The sequence below is a fragment of the Streptomyces sp. NPDC040718 genome, from assembly GCF_055593565.1.
Genome location: NZ_JBVIXO010000001.1, coordinates 801,527 through 825,915 on the forward strand (window position 1 = coordinate 801,527; position 24,389 = coordinate 825,915).

The 24,389-nt window shown below is 71.6% G+C and carries 17 protein-coding genes and 1 pseudogene; 10 read left to right on the top strand and 8 right to left on the bottom strand.

Annotated features, from left to right (window positions below; translation table 11 throughout):
* Positions 1-90: 90 nt before the first annotated feature.
* From ACZ597_RS03700 to ACZ597_RS03715, 4 genes are read left to right on the top strand one after another with little or no spacing between them, the layout of a single operon-like run.
* On the top strand, positions 91-1,194 hold the full coding sequence (locus ACZ597_RS03700; protein ID WP_471324431.1) for a hypothetical protein: 1,104 nt from the start codon (positions 91-93) through the stop codon (positions 1,192-1,194).
* On the top strand, positions 1,191-2,378 hold the full coding sequence (locus ACZ597_RS03705) for a toxic anion resistance protein (RefSeq protein WP_471324433.1): 1,188 nt from the start codon (positions 1,191-1,193) through the stop codon (positions 2,376-2,378). Before ACZ597_RS03700 ends, ACZ597_RS03705 begins: the two co-directional genes overlap by 4 nt.
* The gene (locus tag ACZ597_RS03710) at positions 2,375-4,078 is read left to right on the top strand and encodes a substrate-binding and vWA domain-containing protein (RefSeq protein WP_471324435.1); all 1,704 of its coding nucleotides are present in this window, start codon (positions 2,375-2,377) and stop codon (positions 4,076-4,078) included. The genes ACZ597_RS03705 and ACZ597_RS03710 overlap by 4 nt, the downstream gene beginning before the upstream one ends.
* Positions 4,065-4,670, top strand: a complete 606-nt coding sequence (locus tag ACZ597_RS03715) for a hypothetical protein (RefSeq protein ID WP_471324437.1) — start codon at positions 4,065-4,067, stop codon at positions 4,668-4,670. The genes ACZ597_RS03710 and ACZ597_RS03715 overlap by 14 nt, the downstream gene beginning before the upstream one ends.
* Positions 4,671-4,837: 167 nt before the next feature.
* Here ACZ597_RS03715 and ACZ597_RS03720 read toward each other — a convergent pair whose 3' ends face one another.
* Positions 4,838-6,697: a phosphoenolpyruvate carboxykinase (GTP) gene (locus ACZ597_RS03720; protein ID WP_471324440.1), complete on the bottom strand. Its 1,860-nt coding sequence runs from the start codon at positions 6,695-6,697 to the stop codon at positions 4,838-4,840.
* A gap of 220 nt (positions 6,698-6,917) precedes the next feature.
* On the opposite strand from ACZ597_RS03720, the gene trhA reads away from it, so the two are divergent.
* A complete protein-coding gene (gene trhA, locus ACZ597_RS03725; RefSeq protein WP_471324442.1) occupies positions 6,918-7,607 on the top strand; it encodes a PAQR family membrane homeostasis protein TrhA in 690 nt (229 codons plus the stop codon).
* A gap of 76 nt (positions 7,608-7,683) precedes the next feature.
* Here trhA and ACZ597_RS03730 read toward each other — a convergent pair whose 3' ends face one another.
* The gene (locus tag ACZ597_RS03730; protein ID WP_471324444.1) at positions 7,684-9,063 is read right to left on the bottom strand and encodes a virginiamycin B lyase family protein; all 1,380 of its coding nucleotides are present in this window, start codon (positions 9,061-9,063) and stop codon (positions 7,684-7,686) included.
* 306 nt (positions 9,064-9,369) lie between these two features.
* Here ACZ597_RS03730 and ACZ597_RS03735 point away from each other — a divergent pair, with 306 nt between their 5' ends.
* The gene (locus tag ACZ597_RS03735) at positions 9,370-10,134 is read left to right on the top strand and encodes a hypothetical protein (protein ID WP_471324447.1); all 765 of its coding nucleotides are present in this window, start codon (positions 9,370-9,372) and stop codon (positions 10,132-10,134) included.
* 54 nt (positions 10,135-10,188) lie between these two features.
* Here ACZ597_RS03735 and ACZ597_RS03740 read toward each other — a convergent pair whose 3' ends face one another.
* The 5 genes from ACZ597_RS03740 to ACZ597_RS03760 all read right to left on the bottom strand — a co-directional run bounded on the left by ACZ597_RS03740 (position 10,189) and on the right by ACZ597_RS03760 (position 19,232).
* Complete coding sequence (locus tag ACZ597_RS03740; RefSeq protein ID WP_471324450.1) at positions 10,189-12,621, bottom strand: galactose oxidase-like domain-containing protein; 2,433 nt, start codon at positions 12,619-12,621, stop codon at positions 10,189-10,191.
* A gap of 22 nt (positions 12,622-12,643) precedes the next feature.
* Positions 12,644-13,843: a glycosyltransferase gene (locus ACZ597_RS03745; protein ID WP_471324452.1), complete on the bottom strand. Its 1,200-nt coding sequence runs from the start codon at positions 13,841-13,843 to the stop codon at positions 12,644-12,646.
* Between the two features lie 6 nt (positions 13,844-13,849).
* The gene (locus ACZ597_RS03750) at positions 13,850-15,400 is read right to left on the bottom strand and encodes an ArnT family glycosyltransferase (RefSeq protein ID WP_471325127.1); all 1,551 of its coding nucleotides are present in this window, start codon (positions 15,398-15,400) and stop codon (positions 13,850-13,852) included.
* A gap of 164 nt (positions 15,401-15,564) precedes the next feature.
* A complete protein-coding gene (locus tag ACZ597_RS03755; RefSeq protein WP_471324454.1) occupies positions 15,565-16,932 on the bottom strand; it encodes a glycosyltransferase in 1,368 nt (455 codons plus the stop codon).
* A gap of 239 nt (positions 16,933-17,171) precedes the next feature.
* Complete coding sequence (locus tag ACZ597_RS03760) at positions 17,172-19,232, bottom strand: thioredoxin domain-containing protein (RefSeq protein ID WP_471324457.1); 2,061 nt, start codon at positions 19,230-19,232, stop codon at positions 17,172-17,174.
* Positions 19,233-19,416: 184 nt separating this feature from the next.
* Between ACZ597_RS03760 and ACZ597_RS03765 the strand changes: the two genes are divergently transcribed.
* From ACZ597_RS03765 to ACZ597_RS03775, 3 genes are all read left to right on the top strand, one after another.
* Complete coding sequence (locus tag ACZ597_RS03765) at positions 19,417-19,917, top strand: hypothetical protein (protein WP_471324459.1); 501 nt, start codon at positions 19,417-19,419, stop codon at positions 19,915-19,917.
* Between the two features lie 112 nt (positions 19,918-20,029).
* Positions 20,030-20,302 carry a hypothetical protein gene (locus tag ACZ597_RS03770; RefSeq protein ID WP_470854031.1) on the top strand — a complete coding sequence of 91 codons (273 nt, stop codon included), beginning with the start codon at positions 20,030-20,032 and terminating at the stop codon, positions 20,300-20,302.
* Positions 20,299-20,706, top strand: coding sequence for a PIN domain-containing protein (locus ACZ597_RS03775; protein WP_471324462.1), 408 nt, complete (start codon positions 20,299-20,301; stop codon positions 20,704-20,706). Before ACZ597_RS03770 ends, ACZ597_RS03775 begins: the two co-directional genes overlap by 4 nt.
* 33 nt (positions 20,707-20,739) lie before the next feature.
* Here ACZ597_RS03775 and ACZ597_RS03780 read toward each other — a convergent pair.
* Positions 20,740-20,898: pseudogene (locus tag ACZ597_RS03780) on the bottom strand (DUF255 domain-containing protein); the annotation flags it as partial.
* 209 nt (positions 20,899-21,107) lie between these two features.
* Here ACZ597_RS03780 and ACZ597_RS03785 point away from each other — a divergent pair.
* Complete coding sequence (locus tag ACZ597_RS03785; protein ID WP_471324465.1) at positions 21,108-24,329, top strand: tetratricopeptide repeat protein; 3,222 nt, start codon at positions 21,108-21,110, stop codon at positions 24,327-24,329.
* The last annotated feature ends 60 nt before the right edge of the window (positions 24,330-24,389 follow it).

Here is a 24,389-nt window from a genome sequence, read left to right on the forward strand (position 1 = left end):
CCGGACAGCATTTCGAAGCGGGACCGTCTGGACACCCGGCGTTCACCCAACGCCCCGCGGAATGTGGGTTTCCGTGAGCAGGCTGCACCCGTGAGACGCATCCTAGGAATCGCTCTGGCGGTCCTCCTGACAGGCGGCGTGATCGCCGTCATCGTCCTCGGGAGAACCGGAACATCAGAGGGCACGGCAACGAAGACCGTGCGTGGCGTCATCGGGTCGGAGAAGTCAGAGTTCTTCCGCGATCCCGACGTCGTCAAGGCCCTTGCAGCCAAGGGCTACACCGTGAAGACGGAGACCTCGGGCTCCTGGGCCATGGACCAGCTGGCCCTCAAGGAGTACGACTTCGCCTTCCCCAGCAGCAGCGAGCCCGCCGACGAGATCGCCGCGAAGGCCGGGGTGAAGGGCGCGCAGAGCGCGAAGCCCTTCTTCTCCCCCCTCGTGGTCATCGCCCGCGCCAACGCGGCGCGCGTCCTCGCCGACAACGGCCTCGCCAAGACGAACGGCAAGAACACCGGCACCCTCCTGATGGAGCCCTTCCTCAAGGCGGCCGCCGAGGACCGCACCTGGCAGCAGCTCCCCGGATCCTCGGCCCACACCGAACTGACCGGGACGGTCTTCATCAAGACCTCCGACCCCACCACCTCCAACTCCGGCGCCCTGTTCATCGGAACCACCTCCAACGTGGCCAACAACAAGACGGTCGTCTCCGACGACGCCGGCATCGACCGCACGACCCCCCTCCTCCGGAAGCTGATCTCCGTCCAGGGCTCCCTGGAGCCCAGCACCGACGGCCCGTTCCGCTCCTTCATCAGCGGCAGCGGCGAGCCGCTGGTCCTCGCCTACGAGGCCCAGGTCGCCGCGCTGCTGATGCAGAAGCAGGCCACCGGAGAGGCCGCGAGCATGGTCGTGCTGTACCCGGACACCACGGTGAACTCCCCGCACACCTTCGTCCCGCTCGGCGAGAAGGCCAAGGACCTCGGCACCCTCCTCGCCACCGACAAGAAGCTGCGCGAGCTGGCCGTGCGGCACGGCTTCCGCCCCCAGGAGGGCACCGCCGAGTTCTCCGCCGCCACCAACCAGTACGCCGGGTACCTCAACCCGGAGCTGACCGGGATCCGCCAGGTCAGCGCTCCGACCGTGAAGGTCCTGACGACGCTGGCGGGCCGCGCCAAGGGGCAGGGGGGCACGCCGTGACACTGACACCGCCCGAGGACGGCCCGCTGGTGCTGACAGCGCCCGAGCCGGTACCCGCCGTCCGCCGCGAGCAGGCCTCCGGCCTCGTACCGCTCCAGGACGGCGTCCGGGAGGAGATGGCCCGCCGGGCCGGGGAGTACGTCGGCCAGCTCGCCGGCATCGACGTCCGCTCCCCGGAGTTCGCGACCCGCATCGGCGACATCACCGCGCTCGGCTCCGCCGACGTGCGCACCGCCACCAACCAGTCCAACCGCATGCTGGAGCGGGCCGTGCGCTCCCTCGGCGCGGACGGCGGCGGCGACGCCCAGGCGCGGGTGGCGGGCTCGCTGGTCGAGCTGCGCCGCACCGTCGAGGACCTCGACCCGCGGGACGCGCCCGCCAAGGGCGCCCGCAGGCTGCTGGCGAGGCTGCCGGGCGGCAACCGGTTCCGCGACCACGTGGCCAAGTACGCCTCCTCCCAGACCACCCTGAACCGGATCGTCGGCGCACTGCGCGGCGGCCAGGACGAGTTGCGCCGCGACAACGCCGCGCTGCACACCGAGCGGGCCCGGCTGTGGGAGACCATGGGCAAGCTCCAGGAGTACGCGGTGCTCACCGAGGCCCTGGACGCGGCCGTCGAGCAGCGGATCACCGAGGCCGAACGCACCGACCCCGCCCAGGCGGACGCGCTCCGAGCCGACGTCCTGTTCCCGGTGCGCCAGAAGCACCAGGACCTGCTGACCCAGCTGGCCGTGTGCGCGCAGGGCTACCTGGCGATGGATGTGGTCCGGCGCAACAACGAGGAGCTCATCAAGGGTGTCGACCGGGCCGCGACGACGACCGTCTCGGCGCTGCGCATCGCGGTGATGCTGGCTTCGGCCCTCGACAACCAGCGCAAGGTGGCCGAGCAGGTGAACGCCCTGCGCGGCACCACCGAGGAGCTGATCCGGGGGAACGCGGAGATGCTGGCCACCCAGAGCGGCGAGATCCAGCGGATCGCCGCCGACCCGGCGGTCGGTGTGGAGACGCTCCGTACGGCCTTCGCGCAGATCTACAAGACCCTCGACGCGATCGACACCTTCAAGGTCCAGGCGACGGAGAACATGGCGGCGACGGTGGAGTCCCTGACGGGCGAGCTCCGGGCGGCCTCGGCCCACCTGGCCCGCACCCGTACCGCGAACGCCCTGGAAGGCGGGGACCGATGAAGCCGAGCACCACGACGCCGCGTAAGACAGCGCGTGCGACAACGCGTACGACAGCGCACACGACGACACGTACGTCGACTGCCCGGCTGCGCAGACGCCTGGCCGCGACGGTGGTCCTGGCCGCGACCCTGCTGGGAGCCACGGCCTGCACCTCGGACGAACCCACCGCGAACACCGGCGGCTCCGCCGGGGGCCGGAAGCCCCAGGAGTACAAGGAGGGCCGGCTGCGGGTGCTGGCCTCCAGCGAGCTCACCGACATGGCGCAGATCCTGAAGGACGCCAAGGCGGCCACCGGCGTCTCCGTCGACTTCACCTGGTCGGGGACGCTGGACGCGGCCGAGCAGGTCGCCTCCGGCAAGGCCGACGGCAAGTACGACGCGATCTGGCTGTCCTCCAACGACTACCTGCGGCTGCGGCCCGAGGCCGCCGCCAAGCTCGCCAACGAGACCCCGGTGATGTCCTCTCCGGTCGCCGTCGGCGTCAAGCCGGAGGCGCTGGCCCGCCTGGGCTGGAAGCCCGAGGAGGTGACCTGGTCGGCGGTCGAGGAGGCCGTGGCGGCCGGGAGACTGACGTACGGGATGACCGACCCGGTGCGCTCCAACTCCGGATTCTCCACCCTCGTCTCGGTGGCCTCGGGCCTGTCCGGCGCGCAGTCGGCGCTGACCGACGCGGACGTGCAGAAGGCCCGGCCGCGGCTGAAGGAGTTCTTCAAGGGGCAGAAGCTGACCTCCGGCTCCTCGGGCTGGCTCGTGACGGCGTACGCCAAGCGGGACGACGTGGACGCGCTGGTCAACTACGAGTCGGTGCTGCTGTCGATGAACGACCGGGCGAAGTCCCCGCTGAAGGTGATCCGCCCGAAGGACGGGGTGGTCACCGCGCACTACCCGCTGACGCTGCTGACCTCGGCCCCGGCGGGGGCCAGGGAGTCGGGCCGGCTGCTGACGGACTACCTGCGGGGCGACGCGGCACAGAAGGCGATCACGGAGAAGACGTTCCGCCGGCCGGTGGCGGCCGGGGTGGCCCCGGCCGCCGGACTGGACTCCCCGGTGCGCCGCGAACTGCCCTTCCCCGGCGCCCGGTCGGTGGCGGACGGGCTGCTGGCCTCGTACGAGAACGAGCTGCGCCGGCCCTCGCGGACGGTGTACGTGCTGGACACGTCGGGCTCGATGGAGGAGGCGGACCGGATCGGGCGGCTGCGCACGGCGCTCACCGACCTGACGGGGACGGGGAGTTCGGGGACGGGGCAGCGGTTCCGGGACCGCGAGGAGGTGACGCTGCTGCCCTTCGGCGACAAGGTCAAGCAGGTGCTGACGCACGTCGTCGAGCCGGGCAATCCGGGTCCGGCCCTGGACGCGATCCGGGGTGACGTGAAGTCGCTGCGCCCGGAGGGCGGGACGGCCGTCTACGCCAGCCTGAAGGCGGCGTACCAGCACCTGGGGCAGGGCGGCTCGGACGCGTTCACCTCGATCGTGCTGATGACCGACGGGCAGAGCGGGGACAAGGTGAAGGACTTCGACTCCTTCTACGCCGGGCTGCCGGAGGCGCAGAAGCGCACGCCGGTCTTCGCGGTGCTGTTCGGGGATTCGGACCGCAAGGAGCTGACGCACATCACGGAGCTGACCGGTGGCCGGCTCTTCGACGCGACGGACGGGAACGGGTCGCTCGACGGGGCCTTCGAGGAGATCCGTGGCTACCAGTAGAGCGCTGGCGTACCTGGAGTCGAAGAAGAACCTGGCGGGCAGTGCCTGCGGGCTCGTCGGGCTGGGTCTGACGCTGGCCGGGGTGGCCGGCGCCTACTGGCCGGTGGTGGTCGCGGGGCTGTACGGGGCGGGCGCGCTGATCGCCCCGCCGGACCGGAGCCTGCCGCCGCCGTTCCCGGGTCCCGCCGAGCAGTTGGACCTCGTACGGGAGGACCTGGGCCGGCTGCGCGGGTACGTGGCGGAGGTGGAACTGCCGCCGGCCGCGGAGGGGAAGCTGAGCGAGCTGCTGGACCTGTACGCGGCCCTGCTGGACCCGGGCTGGCCGGCGCAGGAGCTGGCGGCGGACCCGGAGGCGGTGCACTCGCTGGCGCGGGCGGTCCGGCTGGACGTGCCGGAATGCGTGGACACGTACAACCGGACGCGCTGGTGGACGCGGCTGACGCCGGGCGGGGAGTCCCCGGAGCGGCACTTGGAGCGGCAGCTGTCGGTGCTGTCGCAGGAGGCGGAACGCCTGACGGCGGACCTCCAGGACAGGGAGGTCCGCCGTCAGCAGACGCACACGGCCTATCTGGAGGAGCGAGGACGCTCCTGAGGCGGGCGGCGGCCGGGACAGTGGCGCCGGCCCGTCGGCCAGTCAGGCGTGTGCTGCGATGGGAAAGCCTTGGTCGGGGATTCCCACAGCGGTGGGAGCACCTTGGTCGGGGACTCCCACGTTCGTGTGCCCTGTCGTGTCAGGGCGGGGTCGGACCGGGCGGGCGGTCAGCCCAGGCGCTCGACGAGCGCGTGGTACTGGTCCCACAGCTCCTTCGGGGTGTGGTCGCCGTAGGTGTTCAGGTGCTCGGGGACCAGGGCGGCCTCCTCGCGCCAGACCTCCTTGTCGACGGTGAGGAGGAAGTCGAGGTCCTCGTCGGCGATGTCGAGGCCGTCGAGGTCGAGGGCGGCCTTGGTCGGCAGGACGCCGATCGGGGTCTCGACGCCCTCGGCGGTGCCGTCGAGACGGCCGACGATCCACTTCAGGACGCGGCTGTTCTCGCCGAAGCCGGGCCACACGAACTTGCCCGCGTCGTTCTTGCGGAACCAGTTCACGTAGTAGATCTTCGGGAGCTTGGCCTGGTCCTTGTCGGCGGCGACCTTGACCCAGTGGGCCATGTAGTCGCCCATGTTGTAGCCGCAGAAGGGCAGCATCGCGAAGGGGTCGCGGCGCAGTTCGCCGACCTTGCCCTCGGCGGCGGCGGTCTTCTCGGAGGCGATGTTCGAGCCGATGAAGACGCCGTGGTTCCAGTCGAAGGACTCGGTGACCAGCGGGACGGCGGAGGCGCGGCGGCCGCCGAAGAGGATCGCGGAGACCGGGACGCCCTTGGGGTCCTCCCACTCGGGGGCGATCGTCGGGCACTGGGCGGCCGGGACGGCGAAGCGGGCGTTGGGGTGGGCGGCCGGGGTCCCGGACTCCGGGGTCCAGGCGTTGCCCTTCCAGTCGATGAGGTGCGCGGGCGCCTCTTCGGTCATGCCCTCCCACCACACGTCGCCGCCGTCGGGGGTGAGCGCGACGTTGGTGAAGACGGTGTTGGCGTACATGGTCTTCATGGCGTTGGCGTTGGTGTGCTCGCCGGTGCCGGGGGCGACGCCGAAGAAGCCGGCCTCGGGGTTGATCGCGTAGAGGCGGCCGTCCTCGCCGAAGCGCATCCAGGCGATGTCGTCGCCGATGGTCTCGACCGTCCAGCCGGGGATCGTGGGCTCCAGCATGGCCAGGTTGGTCTTGCCGCAGGCGGACGGGAAGGCGGCGGCGACGTACTTCGCTTCGCCCTCGCCGGCCGGCGGGGTCAGCTTCAGGATCAGCATGTGCTCGGCGAGCCAGCCCTCGTCGCGCGCCATGACGGAGGCGATGCGCAGCGCGTAGCACTTCTTGCCGAGCAGGGCGTTACCGCCGTAGCCGGAGCCGAAGGACCAGATCTCGCGGGTCTCGGGGAAGTGCGAGATGTACTTGGTGGTGTTGCAGGGCCACGGCACGTCGTCCTGGCCCTCGGCGAGCGGAGCGCCGAGGGTGTGGACGGCCTTGACGAAGAAGCCGTCGGTGCCGAGCTCGTCGAGGACGGCCTTGCCCATGCGGGTCATGGTGCGCATGGCGACCGCGACGTAGGCGGAGTCGGTGATCTCGACGCCGATCGCGGAGAGGTCGGAGCCGAGGGGGCCCATGCAGAAGGGGACGACGTACATCGTCCGGCCCTTCATGGAGCCGCGGAAGATGCCCTGCTCCCCCGCCACGCCCCCCTCACCGGTGAAAAGGGCCTTCATCTCGGAAGGAGCCTTCCAGTGGTTCGTCGGGCCCGCGTCCTCTTCCTTCTCGGAGCAGATGAAGGTGCGGTCCTCGACGCGCGCGACGTCGGAGGGGTCGGAGGCGGCGTAGTACGAGTTCGGGCGCTTGGTCTCGTCGAGCTTCTTGAACGTGCCCTTGGCCACGAGCTCCTCGCACAGGCGCTCGTACTCGGCCTCGGAGCCGTCGCACCAGACGATGCGGTCCGGCTGGGTCAGGGCTGCGATCTCCTCCACCCAGGAGACGAGCCCTGTGTGTTCGGTGGGGAGTGTCGAACCGGAAGTGGGAGCCGCGTTGTCGCGCGCCACGATTGCTCCTTGTTGAGGGGTTTGTTTGGTGTATGCCCCGTGGGGGCTGCGACCCGGACGCTTCGCGCTCCGCTCATCCGGTGCCGACCGCACTCATCTGATCATCCGGTGGATGTGCGCATATGTCCAGGGGGCCTCTCACGTGAGCATCGCCACGTCCGTCAATCTTCCGTAAAGAGCAGTAACGGAAACCTACGGACCCGTAGGTAGCATGTGGACCATGACTTCAGACGCCGCCGCCATGTCGGCCGTAACGGTCGTTCCGGCAGGTCCGGAGGCCAAGCCGCTGATGCGCGGCTGGCTGCACACCGGGATGTTCCCCGCCGTGGTGATCGCCGGCCTGGTGCTGATGGCCTTCACCGACTCGACGAAGGCCCGCGTCGCCTGCGGGGTGTACGTCCTCACCGCCTGCCTGCTCTTCGGAGTCAGTGCCGTCTACCACCGCGGTACGTGGGGGCCGCGCGGCGAAGCCGTCCTACGCCGGCTCGACCACGCGAACATCTTCCTGATCATCGCGGGCACCTACACCCCGCTCGCGGTCCTGCTGCTGCCCGACTCCACCGGCAAGCCCCTGCTGTGGGCGGTGTGGATCGCGGCCGCGGCCGGCATCGCCTTCCGGGTCTTCTGGGTCGGCGCCCCGCGCTGGCTGTACACCCCCTGCTACATCGCGATGGGGTGGGCGGCCGTGTTCTTCCTGCCCGACTTCATGCGGACCGGCGGTATCGCCGTCCTCGTCCTGGTGATCGTCGGCGGTCTGCTCTACAGCGCGGGCGGGGTCATCTACGGGATGAAGCGCCCCAACCCCTCCCCCCGCGTCTTCGGCTTCCACGAGGTCTTCCACTCCCTGACGCTCGCGGCCTTCGTGGCCCACTACGTCGGCATCTCGCTGGCCGCGTACCGGCACGCGTAGGCGGCGCGCGCAAGCAGCACGCGCCCGGCACACCCCAGCGGCACGCGCAGCGGCACGCGCCCGCGCGCGCCCCGCGTCAGCGGCCGGAGACCGTCGTCCGCACGGTCGCCGCGTTGTTCCCGGTGACCGGGTCGAACGTGGCCGACGCCACCTTCGCCACCGCCTCGACGGCGCCCTCGTTCTTCGGCCGCACCGTGACGCGGAAGGTCCTCGTCTGCCCGGCGCCGAGCGAGCCCACCTCCCAGGCCAGCTCGTCGGCGGTGGGACGCTTGGCCGACGGCTTGGCCGACACCGTGTACGCGCCGCGCGGCTTGGCCAGCCGTACGACCGTGCGGGCCGCGGCGGAGCGGCCGTGGTTGGTCACCGTCACGGTGTAGGTGTACGCGTCGCCCGCACGGGCCTTGACCGGCGCCGCCAGCCGGACGGCCAGGTCGGCGGCCCGGCCCCCGACCTTCACGCGCCCGATCCGGTTGCCGATCAGCTCCGTGAACCACATGTTCCCGTCGGGGCCGGCGGCGATGTGGAAGGGGGTGTTGTCCACGTTGGGGGTGGGCACCGGGAACTCGGTGACCTGCCCGCGCGGGGTGATCCGCCCGATCCGGTTGATGTTGGACTCCCCGAACCAGAGGTTCCCGTCGGGTCCCGCCGCGATGCCGACCGGGCCGCTGTTCGCCGTGCCCAGCGGGAACATCCTGACCTTGCCGTGGGGGGTGATCCGCCCGATCGCGTTGGAGGTCGGGTCGGTGAACCAGAGGTTCCCGTCCGGCCCGCCGGCGATGTTGACGGGGGCGCCCTCCGCGTTCGGCAGCGCGTACCCGGTGACCTTCCCGGACGGGGTGATCTTCCCGACCCGGTTGGTGGCGGGCTCGGTGAACCACAGGTTCCCGTCCGGGCCGTTGGTGATCCGGTACGGGGCGCTCTCGGTGGTCGGCAGCGGGAACTCGGTGACCTTGCCGGACGGGGTGATCCGCCCGATCCGCCCGGCACCGTTCTCGGCGAACCACACGTTGCCGTCCGGCCCCCCGGTGATCCCCACCGGGAAGGCGTCCGGCCGTGGCAGCGGGAACTCCTTGGTCTTGCCGCTCGTGTCGATCCGGCCGATCCGGTTGCGCCCGGGCTCGCTGAACCACAGCCGGTCGTCGGCGCCGGCGGCGATGTCGTCCGGGAAGCTGCCCGCGGGCAGGGTGAACTCCTTGATCGCGCCCTTCGGCGTGATCCGCCCGATCCGGTCGGTGGCGTTCTCGGTGAACCACACGTTGCCGTCGGGCCCCGCGGTGATGCCGACCGGACCGCTGCCCGCCGTCGGCGGCGCGTACTCCTTGATGCTCCCGACGTCATCGGCGGCGGCCTGCGCCTGCCCCACGAGCACCGGAGGCCCGAGCAGGGCGCAGGCCAGCAGCACGGCGGAACACCTGCGGCGCGCGGCGTTCGGAGCGGACGGGGCGGTCTCGGGCATGGTGGCGGAACCTTTCGACCAAAACGGGACGGGCCGGAAATCACCAGCGCCCAGCGTAGGAGCCCGACCCCCGCACGGGGTGGGACGCCGGGCCGTCAAACGGGTTCGATTCCCCTACCGCCCGGTACCGCCCCGCACCGCCCCGTACCGGGCCGCTCCCCGCGGAACGGCCGGGTCTGCGGGAGCTCCGCCCCCGTTGTACGGTCGAAAGGGGAGCCCGCCGACCGGCCGGTTCGGCACTCCGTCTTGCCGCCCGTCCGGTTCGGCCGCCACGGCCCGTTCCGACAGGCACCGGAGGCAGACACCATGACCCGGCACCACCGTTCCACGCTCCTCGCGCCACTCGCCGTCGCCGCGTGCGTCCTCGCACCGGCCCTCGCCGCCCCGTACGCCTCCGCCGCGGGAACCGGCTCCGCCGCGGGAACCGGCTCCGCGGCCGCGGCTCCCGCCGGAACCTGCGCCCTGGTCAAGGGCGGACCCGGCCCGGACAAGAAGCCCACGTACGACCTCAAGCTCTCCGGGTTCGACCGGGGGGCGCGCGTGACGATCTCCGTCGGCGGCGCGAGCGAGAGCGTCAGGGTCGCGTCCAACGGGAAGTACGTCGACGAGAACGTCCCCTACGGTTCCTACAGCGTCAAGGAGCAGAACAGGAAGACGGCGCCCGTCACGTGCAGCAAGGTCCCGAAGGAGCCCGCGGCGCCGGCCAAGCCCGCAGAGCCTCAGGCGAAGACGGCGGACGTCACCGCCGCGTCCGCGGCGTACCGGGGCAAGCAAGGTGAGATCGGCTGCATCGTCTTCCCCGACGGGGTCGTCCCGTCGTTCGACGGCACCATCAGTACCTCGGGGCCGGGCACCGTCAAGTACCGCTGGGTCCGGAGCGACGGCTTCGTCTCGGGCGTGCTGACCCTCACCTTCACCGCGGCCGACACCCAGGCCGTGCCCAAGACGTACTGGGACGGCGTCAACCTCAAGAAGGCACCCGACAAGTTCAGCGGCTGGGCGCAGATCACGATCGTCGGCGACGACACGAAGTCGAACCGCGCCGAAGTCAGCCTCGCCTGCAACGCCTGACCGACGACCCCTCCGCCGCGCGGGCGGCGAAGGGGCGTCGGCCGCTCCCGCGGCTCAGCAGGCGTAGCCGTCCCTGTCCGGGTCCAGCCGCAGCGGGTCGCTGCCGTTGACCTTCATCCGCTTCGGGAACTGGTGCGCGGCCAGCCACTCGCAGCGGTCCTTGGTCGTCTTCTTCACCTCCGCCGGGAAGGTGCCCGGTACGCAGATGCTCGCCGTTCCGTAGTGCCGGTCGCAGCCGGCCACGGTGGGGGCGACCGGGGCCGAGTCCCGCTGCGCCGGGTTGGCCTTCGGCGGGGCGAGCTTGTCGGCGAAGGTGTGCTCGTGCGGGGCGGGCAGCTGCTTCCCGTCCGTCTTCGCGGCCGCCGCCAGCGCCGGGGCCCCGCCCAGGTGGACCCAGGTCGCGACCGACGGGACGCCGTTGGCGTCGACCCCGAACAGCATGTACCAGCCGGGCGGCGCCAGGTTGGGGTTGCTCGTGACGTTGAGGTCGATGGTCTTGTTGTCGATCACCGTCATCGGCAGGTCCACGAACCGCTGGTTGGGGTCCGAGGAGTGGGTCACCGCCGCCGGGCGGATCAGCTCCGCCTTGGCGATCGGCCGGTCGACGGTGATCCGCTGCGTGTCCCCGTACACCCACTCCGTGTCGATCACCGAGGTGAGCTTCGGGCGCGGCCCCTTGAACAGGTACGGCGGGGTGTAGATCGACACCGCGTGGTTGTACGTGCCGTTGCCCGGGTTGTCGCCGACCGACATGACGCGGCCGTCGGGCAGCAGGAACGCCCCCGAGTGGTAGGTGCGCGGGATCGGGTCGGTTGCCAGGCCCGCCTGGTAGGTGTTGTTCGCCGGGTCGAAGAACGAGGCCTCGAAGACCGGGTCGGCCCGGTCGTGGAGGCCGCCGCCGGTCTCCAGCACCTTGCCGTCCGGCAGCAGCACCGCGGACGCGTACATCTTGCCCTCGGCGCCGGTCTGCGGGCGCTTGCCCGTACCGGTGTCGACGAGGCCCTGCGGGAGGTCGGGTCCCGCCGTGTAGGCGGGGCTCGGCTTCTTCAGGTCGATGATGTCGGTCAGCCGGTTCGCGGCCGGGTTGGTCTCGTTGTTGCCGCCGCCGACGGTCAGCACCCGCTGGTCCTGGGCCGGGGGCAGCAGGACGCTCGCCGACTCGTCCCGCTCGTCCTTCTTCCGCAGGCCGGGCACGTCCGTGATGGTGTTGGCGTCGTAGTCGTACACCGAGGCGCCCGAGCCGGGCGTGCCGTTGCCGAAGGTGTGGCTGCCGGAGTAGAACAGCCGGCCGTCCTGCATGAGGATCATCGACGGGTACAGGCCCCAGTACGACCAGGTCTGGTTGACCTCGTTCATCGGCAGCCACTTGTTCTGCGCCGCCGAGAACTTCTCGGCCGTGACGTTGCCCGTGGAGTCCTCCTTCAGCCCGCCGAAGGAGATCACGTCACCGTTGCCGAGGACGGTGGCGGACGGGTACCAGTGCCCGCCGTTCATGTCGTTGGTCTTCGTGTACGTCTCGGTCGCCGGGTCGAAGACGTAACTGTCCTTCAGCCCCTGGTAGCCGATCTTGCCGTCGGCGGACGGATAGCCCTTGTTGCCGCTCATGACCAGCACCCGGCCGTCGGCCAGCTGCACGTGCCCCGAGCAGAACATGTCCACCGGCGTCGGGATCGTCTTGGCGGTGCCCGCCACCGGGTCGTAGACGGCGGAGGTGAAGGTCCCGGCGTTGAACTGGGAGATGTCGTTGCCGGAGCCGGCGATCAGCAGCACCTTGCCGTTCTTGAGGACCACCGCGTGCATCGACCGCACCGGGTTCTGGGCCGCCATCACCTCCCACTTGCCCTTGGCGCACTGCTCGGCCGTACCCGTGCAGGTGGGCTGCGGCGGGACCGCGCCCACCTCCTCCAGCGCGTAGTCGTCGGTGGTGAGGGTGCCCACGCCGTAGACGGACAGACCCCACGCGATCTTGTCGGTGTTCGGCGGTACGGCCGGCGTACGGACCTCCGTACGCGCCCACGCGGCACTGACCGGCGGGTTCTGCAGATCCGTCCAGTACTGCCAGCCGGCGGTGGTGTCGTGGCGGAACACCGTCACCGACACGTCAGGGGTGTCCGACTTGTACCAGGCGGACAGGTCGTACTGCCTGCCCGGCACCACGGTCGGCGCGCAGGCGGCGTTCTCGGTGACCAGGGCCTTGCGGTCGCCGCTGACCCGGCGGGTCACCGAGACCTTCATGGCCTTGGTGCCGCTGTGGGAGTCGGCGACGGCGGCGAAGGTGAAGTCGTTGTCGCCCCAGCCCGATTTCGACCAGCAGGCGGGCATGTCGGAGCCCGCCGGACCGGCGGTCTCGAATCCGGGGTTCGTCAGCAGGTTCGGCGCTCCGGCCGTGGCCTGCTGGGGTGCGGTCAGGAGCAGGCTGGCGGTCATCGCGCCGACGGCGACCAGGGCGGCCCGGCGCCCCGCCCCCCGTCGGATCTTCCTACGCATACGTGGATCCTTTCGGTACGGCTCAACCCCTGCTGGTGCGCGCCGCACGTGGCCCGCGCGGCAGGTAGACGAGCGCTTCGGTGGCGGCGAAACGCAGGACGAAGGTGGTGACCAGCGCCAGGGCGGTCGCGGGCAGCACCTCCATGCCGAAGCGGCCCACGAACAGCGCGATGACCGGGATGCGCAGCAGCAGGTCGGCGTTGGCGAGGAGGGCGAAGCGGCCCAGGCGGTCCGCCCAGTGGCGGTGGCGGCGCCGGTCGCGGAAGAGCAGCGTCTCGATGAACAGGAAGTTCCACAGCACTCCGGCCTGGTTGGCGAGCACCTCGGCGGCGAGGTACTGCATCCCGGTGTGGGTGAGCAGCCAGAGCGCCAGCAGGTTGGGCACGAAGCCGGAGAGCCCGATCAGCCCGAAGCCGATCATCCGTGCGAGGGGGCTCGCGGAGCGCAGGGCCGCGAGGTGCGTCAGGAAGCGCAGCCCCTCCCGGGCGGTGGACTTGGACTCCCCGGCGAAACGGTCCTGGAAGACGAAGGGGACCTCGGCCCGCCGCTCCGGGCGGCAGCGGACGGTGAGCTCCAGCAGGATCTTGTAGCCGAGCGGCTGGAGCTCCGCACCCGCCGCAGCCGTGCGGCGCATCGCGAAGAAGCCGCTCATCGGGTCGCTGACGCCGCGCAGGGCGCGCGGGAAGAGCCCCTTGGCCAGCCAGGTCGCGCCGCGCGAGACGGCGACCCGGTAGCCGCCGGCGAGCCCGGCCCGGCTGCCGCCGGGCAGGTAGCGGGAGGCGACGACGAGGTCGGCCCCGGTGCGCTCGCCCTCGCCGACGAGTTCGGGGACCAGGTGGGGCGGGTGCTGGAGGTCGGCGTCCATGACGACGATCCAGTCGGAGCCGACCCGTTCGAGCCCGGCGACGACGGCCCCGCCGAGGCCCCCGTCCGGGCTGTCGCGGTGCAGTACGGAGACCGGGAAGGGGCAGTCGGCGGCCGCCTTCTCGATCGCGGCGGGGGTGTCGTCGGTGGAGTCGTCGACGAACAGCACCTCGAAGGGCCGCCCGTCGGGAACGGCCGCGCGCAGTCGGCCGAGCAACTCCCCCACGTTCGCGGACTCGTTGAAGGTCGGGACGATCAGGGTGACGCTGCCGTCGGCCCCGTGACCGTGCGCACGGGGCGGCGGAGCGTCGACTTCCGGATCATCCAGGGCATGCGGGGGCCACAGGTCCTCGCTCATCGTGGTTCAGCTCCCACTCTCGCGGTCGGTCCGGCGGATCTCGATACGGTCCTCGCCCGTACCGAAGACGGCGACCGCGGTCGAATGCTCCAGAGCAGCCTTCACGTTGGGCAGGTCCGCCGCGTCGCGACGCACGGTGGGCGAGGAGACCACGTAGTCGATGTCCCGCCACCCGCGCGGCAGGGTCTTGGTGACGGCCGGGTCGAGGTCCGCCTTGTAGAACCAGATGGCCCCGTCCCCGGGTGCAAAACCGTGGTGAACGGCGTCGAGCCAGAGCGCGTCGTCGACGAGGACGCGGGTGTTCGCCGGGTCGGCCACCTCACGGCCCAGCCAGGCCGCCGCCTGCCGGTAGGGGGCGTTGGCGTCGACGGTGAGGGCGGTCCGGTTGCCCTCGTACCAGCGCGGCAGCACGTACGCGGCGGCCGACACGGCCAGTACGCCGACCAGCGCCCGGCGCGCGTACACCACGCCCCGGTGCTCCCCCGGCGCACGGCGGCGGCGCAGCACGGCGTGCGTGATGCTGGCCGCGCCGCCGGCGAGGACCAGGGCGAGGAACGGCAGCGCCTGGATCACGTACATCGCCGGGAGGTAGCCGGAGGGGCGCATCGCGACCACGGCCAGGATCACGACGGCCAGGGCAGGCCCGGCGAGCGCGCGGGCGGTCACCGACCAGCGGTGGGTGGCCAGCAGCAGCACGGCGCCGGCCAGCCCGCCGAGCGGCAGGACGGCGTCGTAGTAGAGCCACGACCGGAAGACCCCGTTCGAGCCGGTGCCGGATTCGAGGATGAAGCCGGAGCCGGGGCGGCTCATCTGGTAGGTGATGCCGTCGATCAGGGAGACGTGCCCGGCGCCGGGCAGCAGCTCGTTGTTGAGCAGGGCGTACAGCGGGTACGACAGCCCTATCAGCGCGCAGGCGGTGATCGCCCCGGTCACGGCGAACTTGCGGGTGTCGCGGTGGCTGTGGCGCCACATCGTCACCAGCAGCGCCGGGAGCACCACCAGCATCGTCTCCTTGGTCAGGACGGCGGTGGCGGCCGCCAGACCCGAACCGAAGTGGTGCCACAGGTGGCGGCTGGGCGACGCGGCGAGGCAGAAGGCCAGCAGCATCCACATCACGGCGAGGTTGTCGAGGAAGATCTCCCGCTGGAGGACCACCGACAGCGGCGACAGCCCGAACAGCCCCATCGCCAGCCCCGCCGCCCAGCGCGGCAGCCACAGCCGGCGCGCCAGCACGTACATCAGCACCGAGCCGGCCGCGGAGACCGCCAGCATCGAGAACCGCATCGGCGCGACCGTCATCCAGTCGGGCACGAACAGGGCGGGCAGGTACGTCAGACCGGCGACCTGTATCCAGCCCAGCGGCGGATGGTCGTACCAGTACGTGTAGTGGGCCAGCCCGTCACCCTGCTGGACGGCCCACGCCTGCGCGAGGTAGGTGCCCTCGTCGTCGCTCAGCGTCGGGAAGTTGGTGATGTTCCAGCCCTGTACGAGGACGATCGCCAGCAGGATCACACCGCAGAGCAGCAGGTCCGGACGGGAGGAGCGGAAGCGCACCATCGGGCGCGCGAACGCCGCGGGGCGCACCCCGAGGCCGCCGCCCCGGCCACCGGAGCCCGCGGCTCCGGCACCTCCGGAACCGGGCGGACGGCGTACGGGCAGCAGCTGGGCGGTGTCGGTGGTGTCAGCCGGCTGGGGATCAGTGGCCGTGGGCAGGGTGGCGGTCACTGGAGGCTGTCCTCTCGGATCGGAGTGGCGGCGGAGGTGGCGGAGGCGCCCGAGGCGGCGGAGGCGCCCGAGGCAGCGGAGGCGCCCGAGGCAGCGGAGGCGCCCGAGGCAGCGGAGGAGGTGGCGGCGGTGAGGTGCGCGCCGGTGTGACTGGTCAGCTCCCACTCGTTGCGGCCGCGCTGCTCGCGCCAGACCGCCCGGATCGCGGCACCCGCCAGCAGCACCTGGTAGAAGGGCCCGCCCACGATGAGCTTGAGGTAGTGCGTGAACCGCACGCGCAGGCCGTACTGGCGGCCGAAGTCGTGCAGGCCGACGATCTCGAAGACGAACGTCACCATCGCCGTGATCATGGGGAGGAAGGTGATGATCGCGATGCCCACGGGCACGTCGAGGAAGACCGCCACCGCGAAGTTGACCGGGATGATCACCCCGGTGGCCGCCTGCATGAACGGGGTCATCAGGGTGTAGCGGGCCAGCCACCGCTGCCCCCGGCCGGGCAGCTGCTGCCAGTCCTTCTTCCGGTAGACCTGGAGGAAGCCCTGGTTCCAGCGGGTGCGCTGCTTCAGCAGGCTCATCAGCGAACCCGGGGTCTCCTCGCGGGTGACCATGTCGGAGTCGTACGCGACGACCACCTTCTTGCCCACCGACGACAGCCGCACGCCCAGGTCGCAGTCCTCGGCGAGGCAGTTCTGGTCCCAGCCGCCGGCCTCCCGCAGCACCGCGGTGCGCACGAAGACGGTGTTGCCGCCCAGCGGGATGAAGCCCTTCTCGGCGTGCAGGTGGAGGCGGGAGCGGAACCAGAAGAAGTACTCCAGGCAGTTGCGCAGGCTGTACCAGCTGGAGTGGAAGTTGATCAGCTGCACCCCGCCCTGGACCACGTCCGCGTCGGTGGAGCGGAAGGCGTGGTCGACGTGGGCGAGCAGCTCGGGGTGGACCTGGTCCTCGGCGTCGAAGACCCCGACTATGTCGCCCCGGCAGTGCGGCAGGGCGGTGTTGAGGGCCTTCGGCTTGTTCTTGGTCTCGTTGTGGTCGACGACGACGCGCACCCGTTCCGGCGCGCGGACGGCGGCGCGCTCGGCGACGGCGGCCGTCTCCGGGTCGTCGTGGCCGACGATGACGATGATCTCGTAGTCGGCGTGGCTCGATTCGAGCAGCCGGTCGATGGTGTGCTCCAGCACGGCCTGCTCGTGGCGGGCGGGCAGCAGCAGCGAGAAGGCCAGCCGTCCCCCGCCGTCGGGACTGTCGAAACGGGTCGAGGCGAGCGTCTCGGGCGTCCGCCAGGCGTGCATCTGCCACCACAGCGTGAACGCGGCCATCCAGAAGAGCGCCAGAGAAATGGCGGCAATAAAGACAGAGGTGAGCAAACTGTCCCCCACAGCCGAGCCGCAACCCCAGGCGGCGATCGAAAACCCCCCGGAGACGGCCCGGCCCCCCGGCCTGCCGCCCCCGCATCCCCCACACGCGCGCACCCCCCAGTGCGCCGTCTCGTCACTCCCGAAGACACGAGACTAGACAGTGAAAATGAAACTCAGGCGCCGCTCGAATAAAAACCACGTTTCCACGTGGCAGTGCGGCAACCGGAATTGACGCCACTCTGCCACAATCAGTGATGAACCACACCCAACTGCTCAGCCAGTGAGACGAGTTCCGTCGTAGGCCGCGCGCAGACGAAATGACGGCACACATACGCCGTCGGAAGGTCGCGCACGAGTGTGCGCTCGGCCAGAAGTGGGAACTCCCCACCACTCCCGTCCGCATTGCGCGGCAGCCCGACCGCCACCACCGCCCCCGGAGCCGTCGCCAGCAACGCCGTCCGGTGCAGCGCGGCCGTCGCCGGATCCTCCGGATGACCCACCACGGCCACCTCCCGCGGCCCGTCCACCAGCGCCTCCGCCACGGCCAGACCGTGCCCGATGAAGCGCGGGGCGCGCGGCCCGAGGGCGTGCACCACCCCGAGCGCCCGCTCCGCCGCCTCCCGGTGGGCCCCCGAACCGGTGTGCGCGGCGTACGACAGCAGCGCGCCGGCGGCCGCCGTCCAGCCCGAGGGGGCCGCGGTGTCGGTGGGGTCCTGCGGCCGGCGGATCAGCTGCTCGGCGTCGTGGGCGGTGTCGTAGAGCGAGCCGTCCTCGGCGGTGAACCGGTCCATGACCAGGTCGACGAGGAACCCGGCGAATTCCAGCCACACCCCTTCCCCGGTCACGGAGGCCAGCGTCAGGAAGCCCTCGGCGACGTCCCCGTAGTCCTCCAGCACCCCGGCGTTGGCGCCGACCCGCCCGTCCCTGCTGGTCCGCGCCAGCCGGGCCCTCCCGGCCGCGGAGTCGAAGTGAACCCGTACGAGCAGGTCGGCGGCCTCGATGGCCCGCTCGACCAGGTCCGGGCGCTCGAAGAAGGCCCCGCACTCGGCGAGCGCGGCGATGGCCAGCCCGTTCCAGGCGGCGACGACCTTGTCGTCCCGCCCGGGCGCGGGCCGCCGGCCCCGCGCCCGGAGCAGCCGCTCCTTGATCGAGGCGACCCTCTCGCCCTCCACCGCCGGCCCGTCCTGCGGCAGTTGCAGCACCGACTTGCCGTGCTCGAAGGTCCCCTCCTCGGTCACCCCGAAGTACGCGGCGGCGAGCGCCCCGTCGTCCTCCCCCAGCACCTCCGCCAGCTGCGCGGGCGTCCAGGCGTAGTACGCCCCCTCGACGTGCAGGCCGGTCACCGGATCCTCACTGTCGGCATCGAGCGCGGAGGCGAAGCCCCCTTGTTCCGTCCGCAGTTCCCGCACCATGAAGTCGGCGGTCTCCAGCGCCACGCGCCGCGCCGGCTCCGACCCGGTGGCCCGCCACAGGTGCGCGTACACCCGGCACAGCAGCGCGTTGTCGTACAGCATCTTCTCGAAGTGGGGCACGACCCACTCCCGGTCCACGGAGTACCGCGCGAACCCGCCGCCGAGCTGGTCGTAGATCCCGCCCCGGGCCATCGCCTCACAGGTGTCGGCGGCCATCTGAAGGGCGCCCTCGGACCCGGTCCGGGCGTGGTGGCGCAGCAGGAACTCCAGCACCATCGACGGCGGGAACTTCGGCGCCCCGCCGAACCCGCCCCGCGCGGCGTCGTACTCCCGCGTCAGCCCGAGCAGCGCCTGCCCCAGCTCCTCGGGCCCCGGCAGCCCGGCCTTCCCGTAGTCGAGCTGCCGCCCGGCCAGATCCCGCACGATCCGCTGCGCGACCTCGGCGACCTCCTCCCGCCGCCCGACCCAGGCGGTCCGCACCCCTTCGAGCACCTGCGTGAAGGAGGGCATCCCGTGCCGGGGCTCGGGCGGGAAGTAGGTCCCGAAGTAGAAGGGCTCGGCCTCGGGCGTGAGGAACACGGTCATGGGCCACCCGCCCTGCCCGGTCGCCGCCTGCACGGCCTCCATGTAGACGGCGTCGATGTCGGGGCGCTCTTCGCGGTCGACCTTGATGTTGACGAAGTGCTCGTTCATGTAGGCGGCGGCCAGTTCGTCCTCGAACGATTCGCTGGCCATGACATGACACCAATGACACGCAGAGTAGCCGACCGACAGCAGAACGGGTACATCACGCCGTTTCGCTTCCTCGAACGCCTCGGGTCCCCACGGCCACCAGTCGACCGGATTGTCAGCGTGCTGAAGCAGATAAGGCGAGGTCGTACCAGCCAACCGGTTCATACGGCCCAGCCTCTCACAGCACCTGGCCCGAGCACCGAAACCCTCCCGAGCCCGCCACGCTCGGCCGGGTCGGGGGCCCCGCCACCTCGGAACCGCAGGCTGGACCACCGACCGTTCACCCGCGCCAGGACCCATGGGAACGAGTGGTGCACCGATCGCCCAGGTCGCGCCAGGTGAGCCGGTGGTGCCGGAGCGCCACGATGTCAGCTATGCCGATCATCTGATCGACGTCCTGCCCTACCTGGAGCAGTACGGCTTCCTCCTGGTGAGGGACCAGACGAAGCAGGTCGCTGGAATCATCACCATCGCGGACGTGGCCGCCGAGTACGGGGCCACGGCCCGGCCGTTCCTCCTCATCGGCGACCTCGACCGGCAGCTGCGCCGGGTCATCTCGGAAGGCCTCGACCTTCAGGAGGTGATCACGCTCTGCGATCCGGACAAGCTCCGCAACATCACCTCCTTCGGCCAGATGTCGTATGGGGACTATCAGCGGGTGCTCAGCAATCAGCAGCGATGGGACAAGCTGGGCTGGCCGCTGGACCGCAAGTCCTTCGCGGCCCGCCTCGACGAGCTGCGCGAGGTCCGCAACGAGTTGATGCACTTCAACGACAAGGACAAGGCCGGCGATGACGCGATACCGAAGCTCCGCAACATGATCGAGCTGCTGCGCCGATACGGAAGCTGAGGCGAGGGGCGCGGCCACCCCCGGACTGCCACGCGCCTCCGCCGCCACCCCCTCGTCGGTGCCGATACCTCAATCCTTCTCATTGTAATAGATATCGTCTTACACTTCGGGTATGAAGCAGACTCGAGCCGGGACGACTGAGAACATCTCCGTGTCCATGCCCGCCGAGCTGGTCAGCGAGCTTCGCTCCCGAACCGGCCGCCGCGGGCTTTCCAGCTACATCACCGAAGCCGTCAGGCACCAGCTCGCCATGGACGGACTCGCCGAGATCGTGGCGTCCCACGAGGAGGAGCACGGCGCGCTCACGGAGCAGGAGATCGAAGCCGCTCGTCGTGAGCTGTTCGGAGATGTGAACGCCGAGGATGTCGAGCGGGGCGCCGCATGAAGGAGCAGCCAGCCCGCTCGCTGGTGCTCGACTCCGAGGCGCTCTCTCTGCTCCTGCGCAACGACCGCGGTATGGCGGCTCGCATCGAGGCATCCCGGCAGGCTGGGATTCCCGTCCTCGTGTCCGCGCTGACCATTGTTGAAGCCGTGCACGGGAAGACCGATCCGGCGCGCTTGAAGTGGGTGCTGTCCCGGCTGCGGGTGGAGCCGGTCAGTCAGGAGGACTCCCTGACCGCAGTGAAGCTTCTTCAGGACGCAGGCGGGTTACACGGACACAAGTACGCGATCGACGCCCTCGTCGCCGCGCTCGCGCTCCGCGTCCCAGCCCCCGTGATCGTCCTGACCTCCGACCGGGACGACTGGTCGAAGCTCTGCGGGAAGCACGTGATCATCAGAGAGGTGTGAACACCGCAGACTACCGGGTTTGTGAGTTCACTGGCACCAATGGCAGCTGGAATAGCCGACGCTGAGCAGCACCGGCACCCCGCGCTCCCGCGCCTCCGCGAACGCCTCGGGCGACCAGGGCCACCACTCGACCGGATTGTCGGCGTGCTGGAGCAGGTACGGCGAGGTCTCGTTCGCGAGGCGGTTCGACATACCCACATCCTGCCGCACCGTCCGGCGCTCGCCTCACGACCTGGCCATCGGGGCGCCGGATCGGCGGGTGCGGCGGGGTTCCCGCATATATGCACGCGGATGTCCGTCGAGCCGCCAACTCCCTCTGAAATAGCTCAGATTCCTCGCGCTGCGGACTGTCCCGCAGGACACTTGGCGCACGTTTCCGGAGCTCTCCGAGGAGGATGCCGATGCGGGACAGCCATCGTGTCGAGGCCGAACGGGTGCTGGCCCGGGCAGTCGAGGAGGAGGTCCGGCGGGCGGGCGCGGGGGATCCCGGGGCGTTGCTCGCGCGCGGGCGGGAGGCGCTGGACGGGATCGCGGCGGCGGCCGACGAGGAGTACGCGGCGTACGTGGCGGCTCTGGACGAGGCGGCCGCCGGGGAGCAGTCGCTCGGGGAGGCCTTCCGTCGGGGCAACACCGGGGCTTCGTTGTTCGTGACGGGGGTGGCCGCGGCCGCCGCCGTCGGGGCGGACCTGGCGTTCGGGGTGGAGGCGGGGACGGCGTTCAGTGCGGGGATCGTCGTGGGCGTCGCGGGGGCGGCGGCGACGGTGGCCAAGGTGACGGCCCTGCACGTGCCGGCGGCGAACCGGCGGGCCGGCGCGGCGGGCCGGCCGGGCGGGGCGGAACAGCTGCGGTTGCAGTGGCTGACGGCGTTGGAGGTGCGTGGGATCCGGCCGTTCCTGGAGCAGGAGCGGGCGGTGGCGGCGGCTTCGGCACGGGGTCCGGTGCGCGGGCGGGTCGCGAACGGGAAGCCGGTCAACGGCAGCGGTGGGGCGCCGAAGGCGCGCGGGGGCGACCGCAGCGCGGAGGCCCGGCGGCGCAGCATGCTGGAGCAGTCGTTCGGGCAGCTCCCGGACGCGGACGCGCTGTTCACGGGCCGGCGTGCGGAGCTGACGCGGATCGCGCAGTGGGTGCAGGCCGCTCGGGCCAGTACGGAGACCCGGCCGGTGGTGGTCGTACTGCACGGCGAGCCGGGGGTGGGGCGTACGGCGCTGGCGCTGCGGGCGGCGCACGCGTTGCGGGACCAGTTCCGCGGAGCGTGCGTGGTGGACCTGCGGGGCGGGGCCACGGGTGCGGGTGAGGCGCCGCTGTCGACGCGGGAGGCGTTGCTGCACCTGCTGAACCGGCTGGGGGCTCCGCGTGAGCAGCTGCTGTTCCGCGAGGGGGCTTCGGCGGAGTCGCAGGTGCGCCGGCTGACCGAGCTGTACCACCAGCACTTGCAGGGGTTCCCGGTGACGGTGGTGCTGGACGACACGGTGGACGTGCGGCAGGTGCGGGCGCTGGTGCCGGAGCGGTCGGAGAGCCTGGTGCTGGTCACGGCGCGGGAGCCGCTGGAGTTGCCCGCGGACCTGGGGGCGTGGGTGTACCAGTTGCCGGTGGTGCGCCTGGTGCGGGAGGAGGCGGCGGAGGTGCTGCGCGCCGGGGCGCGGGCTGCGGGTGAGGCGGCGCCGGAGGGGGCGGCGCTGGACGGGTTGCTGGAGCTGGGGGCGGGGCTGCCGCTGGCGTTGCGGGTGCTGGCTCCGCTGGGGTCGGCACGGGCGTCGGACGGGGGCGGGGGCGGGGGGCTGGAGCACGCCCTGGAGCTGGCCTACGTACGGCTGCCGGAGGAGCGGCGGCGGCTGCTGCGGCGGCTGACGCTGGCCGGGCGGGCGTCGCTGGGGGCGGCCGCGGCGGCGGCGCTGGCGGGCGCGGACCGGGTGGAGGCGGGACGGCTGCTGGGTGAGCTGGCGCGGGCGGGTCTGCTGGACCTGGTGCGCGGGGAGCGGTACCGGATGCACGACGCGGTGCGCTCGTACGCGGCGGCGCGGCTGGCGGCGGACGAGGAACGGGCGGAGGCGGCGGCCGCGCACGAGCGGCTGATCCGGGACTACGCGCAGCTGGCGGACTCGGTGATCCGGATGGTCGACGGGAAGATGTCGACGCGGGCGAACCACTTCGGGGGGCACGGCTTCTCGTCGCTGGACGCGGCACTGCGCTGGCTGGACGAGGAGTCGAGCTTCATCACGGCGGCGCTGCGGCATTCGGAGGGGGTGGACCAGCAGGCGGTGCTGGACCTGCTGGGGGCGTTGTGCGATTTCTGTCTGCTGCGCGGGGACCTGTACCGGCTGGGTGAGATCAACGAGCTGACGCGGGCGGTGGACCAGGGGCGGCTGAACCGTTCGGTGCAGTGGCGTACGGGTATCGCGGCGCGGCAGCTGGGTGAGCTGGACAAGTCCCGTACGACGCTGACGTCGCTGGTGGACCAGTACCGGGAGGCGCAGCAGGAGGCTGGTGCGGGGATGGCTCTGGTGTCGCTGGGGATCACGCTGCACCACCAGGGGAACCTGCCGGAGGCGGCGGCGCGGATCCGGGAGGCGCTGGTGCTGCAGGAGCCGGAGGAGCTGGCGGGTGACCGGGCGTGGGCACTGCACGCGCTGGGGGCGGTGGAGCGGGACCGGGCGCGGCTGGGTGAGGCGGTGGCGCTGCTGGAGCGGTCGTTGGAGCTGCACCGGGAGAGCGAGAGCGTGCACGGTGAGGCGTGGGCGCATTTCCAGCTGGGGCAGGTGTACCTGCGGACGGGTGAGGTGGCGCGGGCGGAGGGGGAGCTCCGGCTGGCGCTGGACCTGTACGGGCGGACGCGGGACGACCGGGGCGAGGCGTGGGCGCTGACGCAGCTGGGGCGGGCGCGGGTGGTGGACGGCGATGCGGAGGCGGCGCTGGAGCGGCTGCGGGACGCGTTGGCGCGGCACCGGCTGGCGGAGGACGCGCGGGGTGAGGCGTGGACGCTGTACTACCTGGGGCAGGCGCTGGAGGAGGACGGTGAGCGGGACCGGGCGGTGCGGGAGCTGGAGCGGGCGCGGACGATGTTCTCGCGGATGCGGGACGTGTACGGGCTGGCGCACGCCCGTTACCACTCGGGGCGGGTGACGCGGGACCAGCGGGCGGCGCAGACGGGGAACCTGCGGAACTCCGGGTTCGCGCGGCAGCTGCTGGTGGACGCGCGGGCGGATTTCCGGCGGATCGGGCTGGCGCACGGGGAGGGCTGGACCTGTGTGGAGCTGGCCGTGATCGACGCGGGGAACGGCCGGGTGCCGCAGGCGGTCGGGCTGTGCGAGGACGCGGTGCGGCTCTTCGTGTCGTACGGGGACCGGCGGGGGGAGGACTGGGCGCGGTTCCTGCGCTGCACGATGCTGCCGTACGCGGGTGCGGGGGATTCGGCGGTGGAGGAGGCGCGGGCGGAGCTGGCCCGGCTGGCGGCGGGTCCGCATCCGCTGCGGGACGGCCGGCTGGAGGACTGCCTGGAGACGTACGGGGTGGTGCTGGCGCGGGGGGTGGATCCCGCGGAGGGCTGGCAGGCGTGGCGTCTGGGCCTGGTCCCGAACCTGCGGGCGCGGGAGGTCATGGGCGTGCCGGTGCGCGGCGCGGAGTAGCCCGGGTTCCGGCGCGGGCCCGCGCCGGGCGGGTGCGGAGCTGCGTCGCCGGCCCGCGCC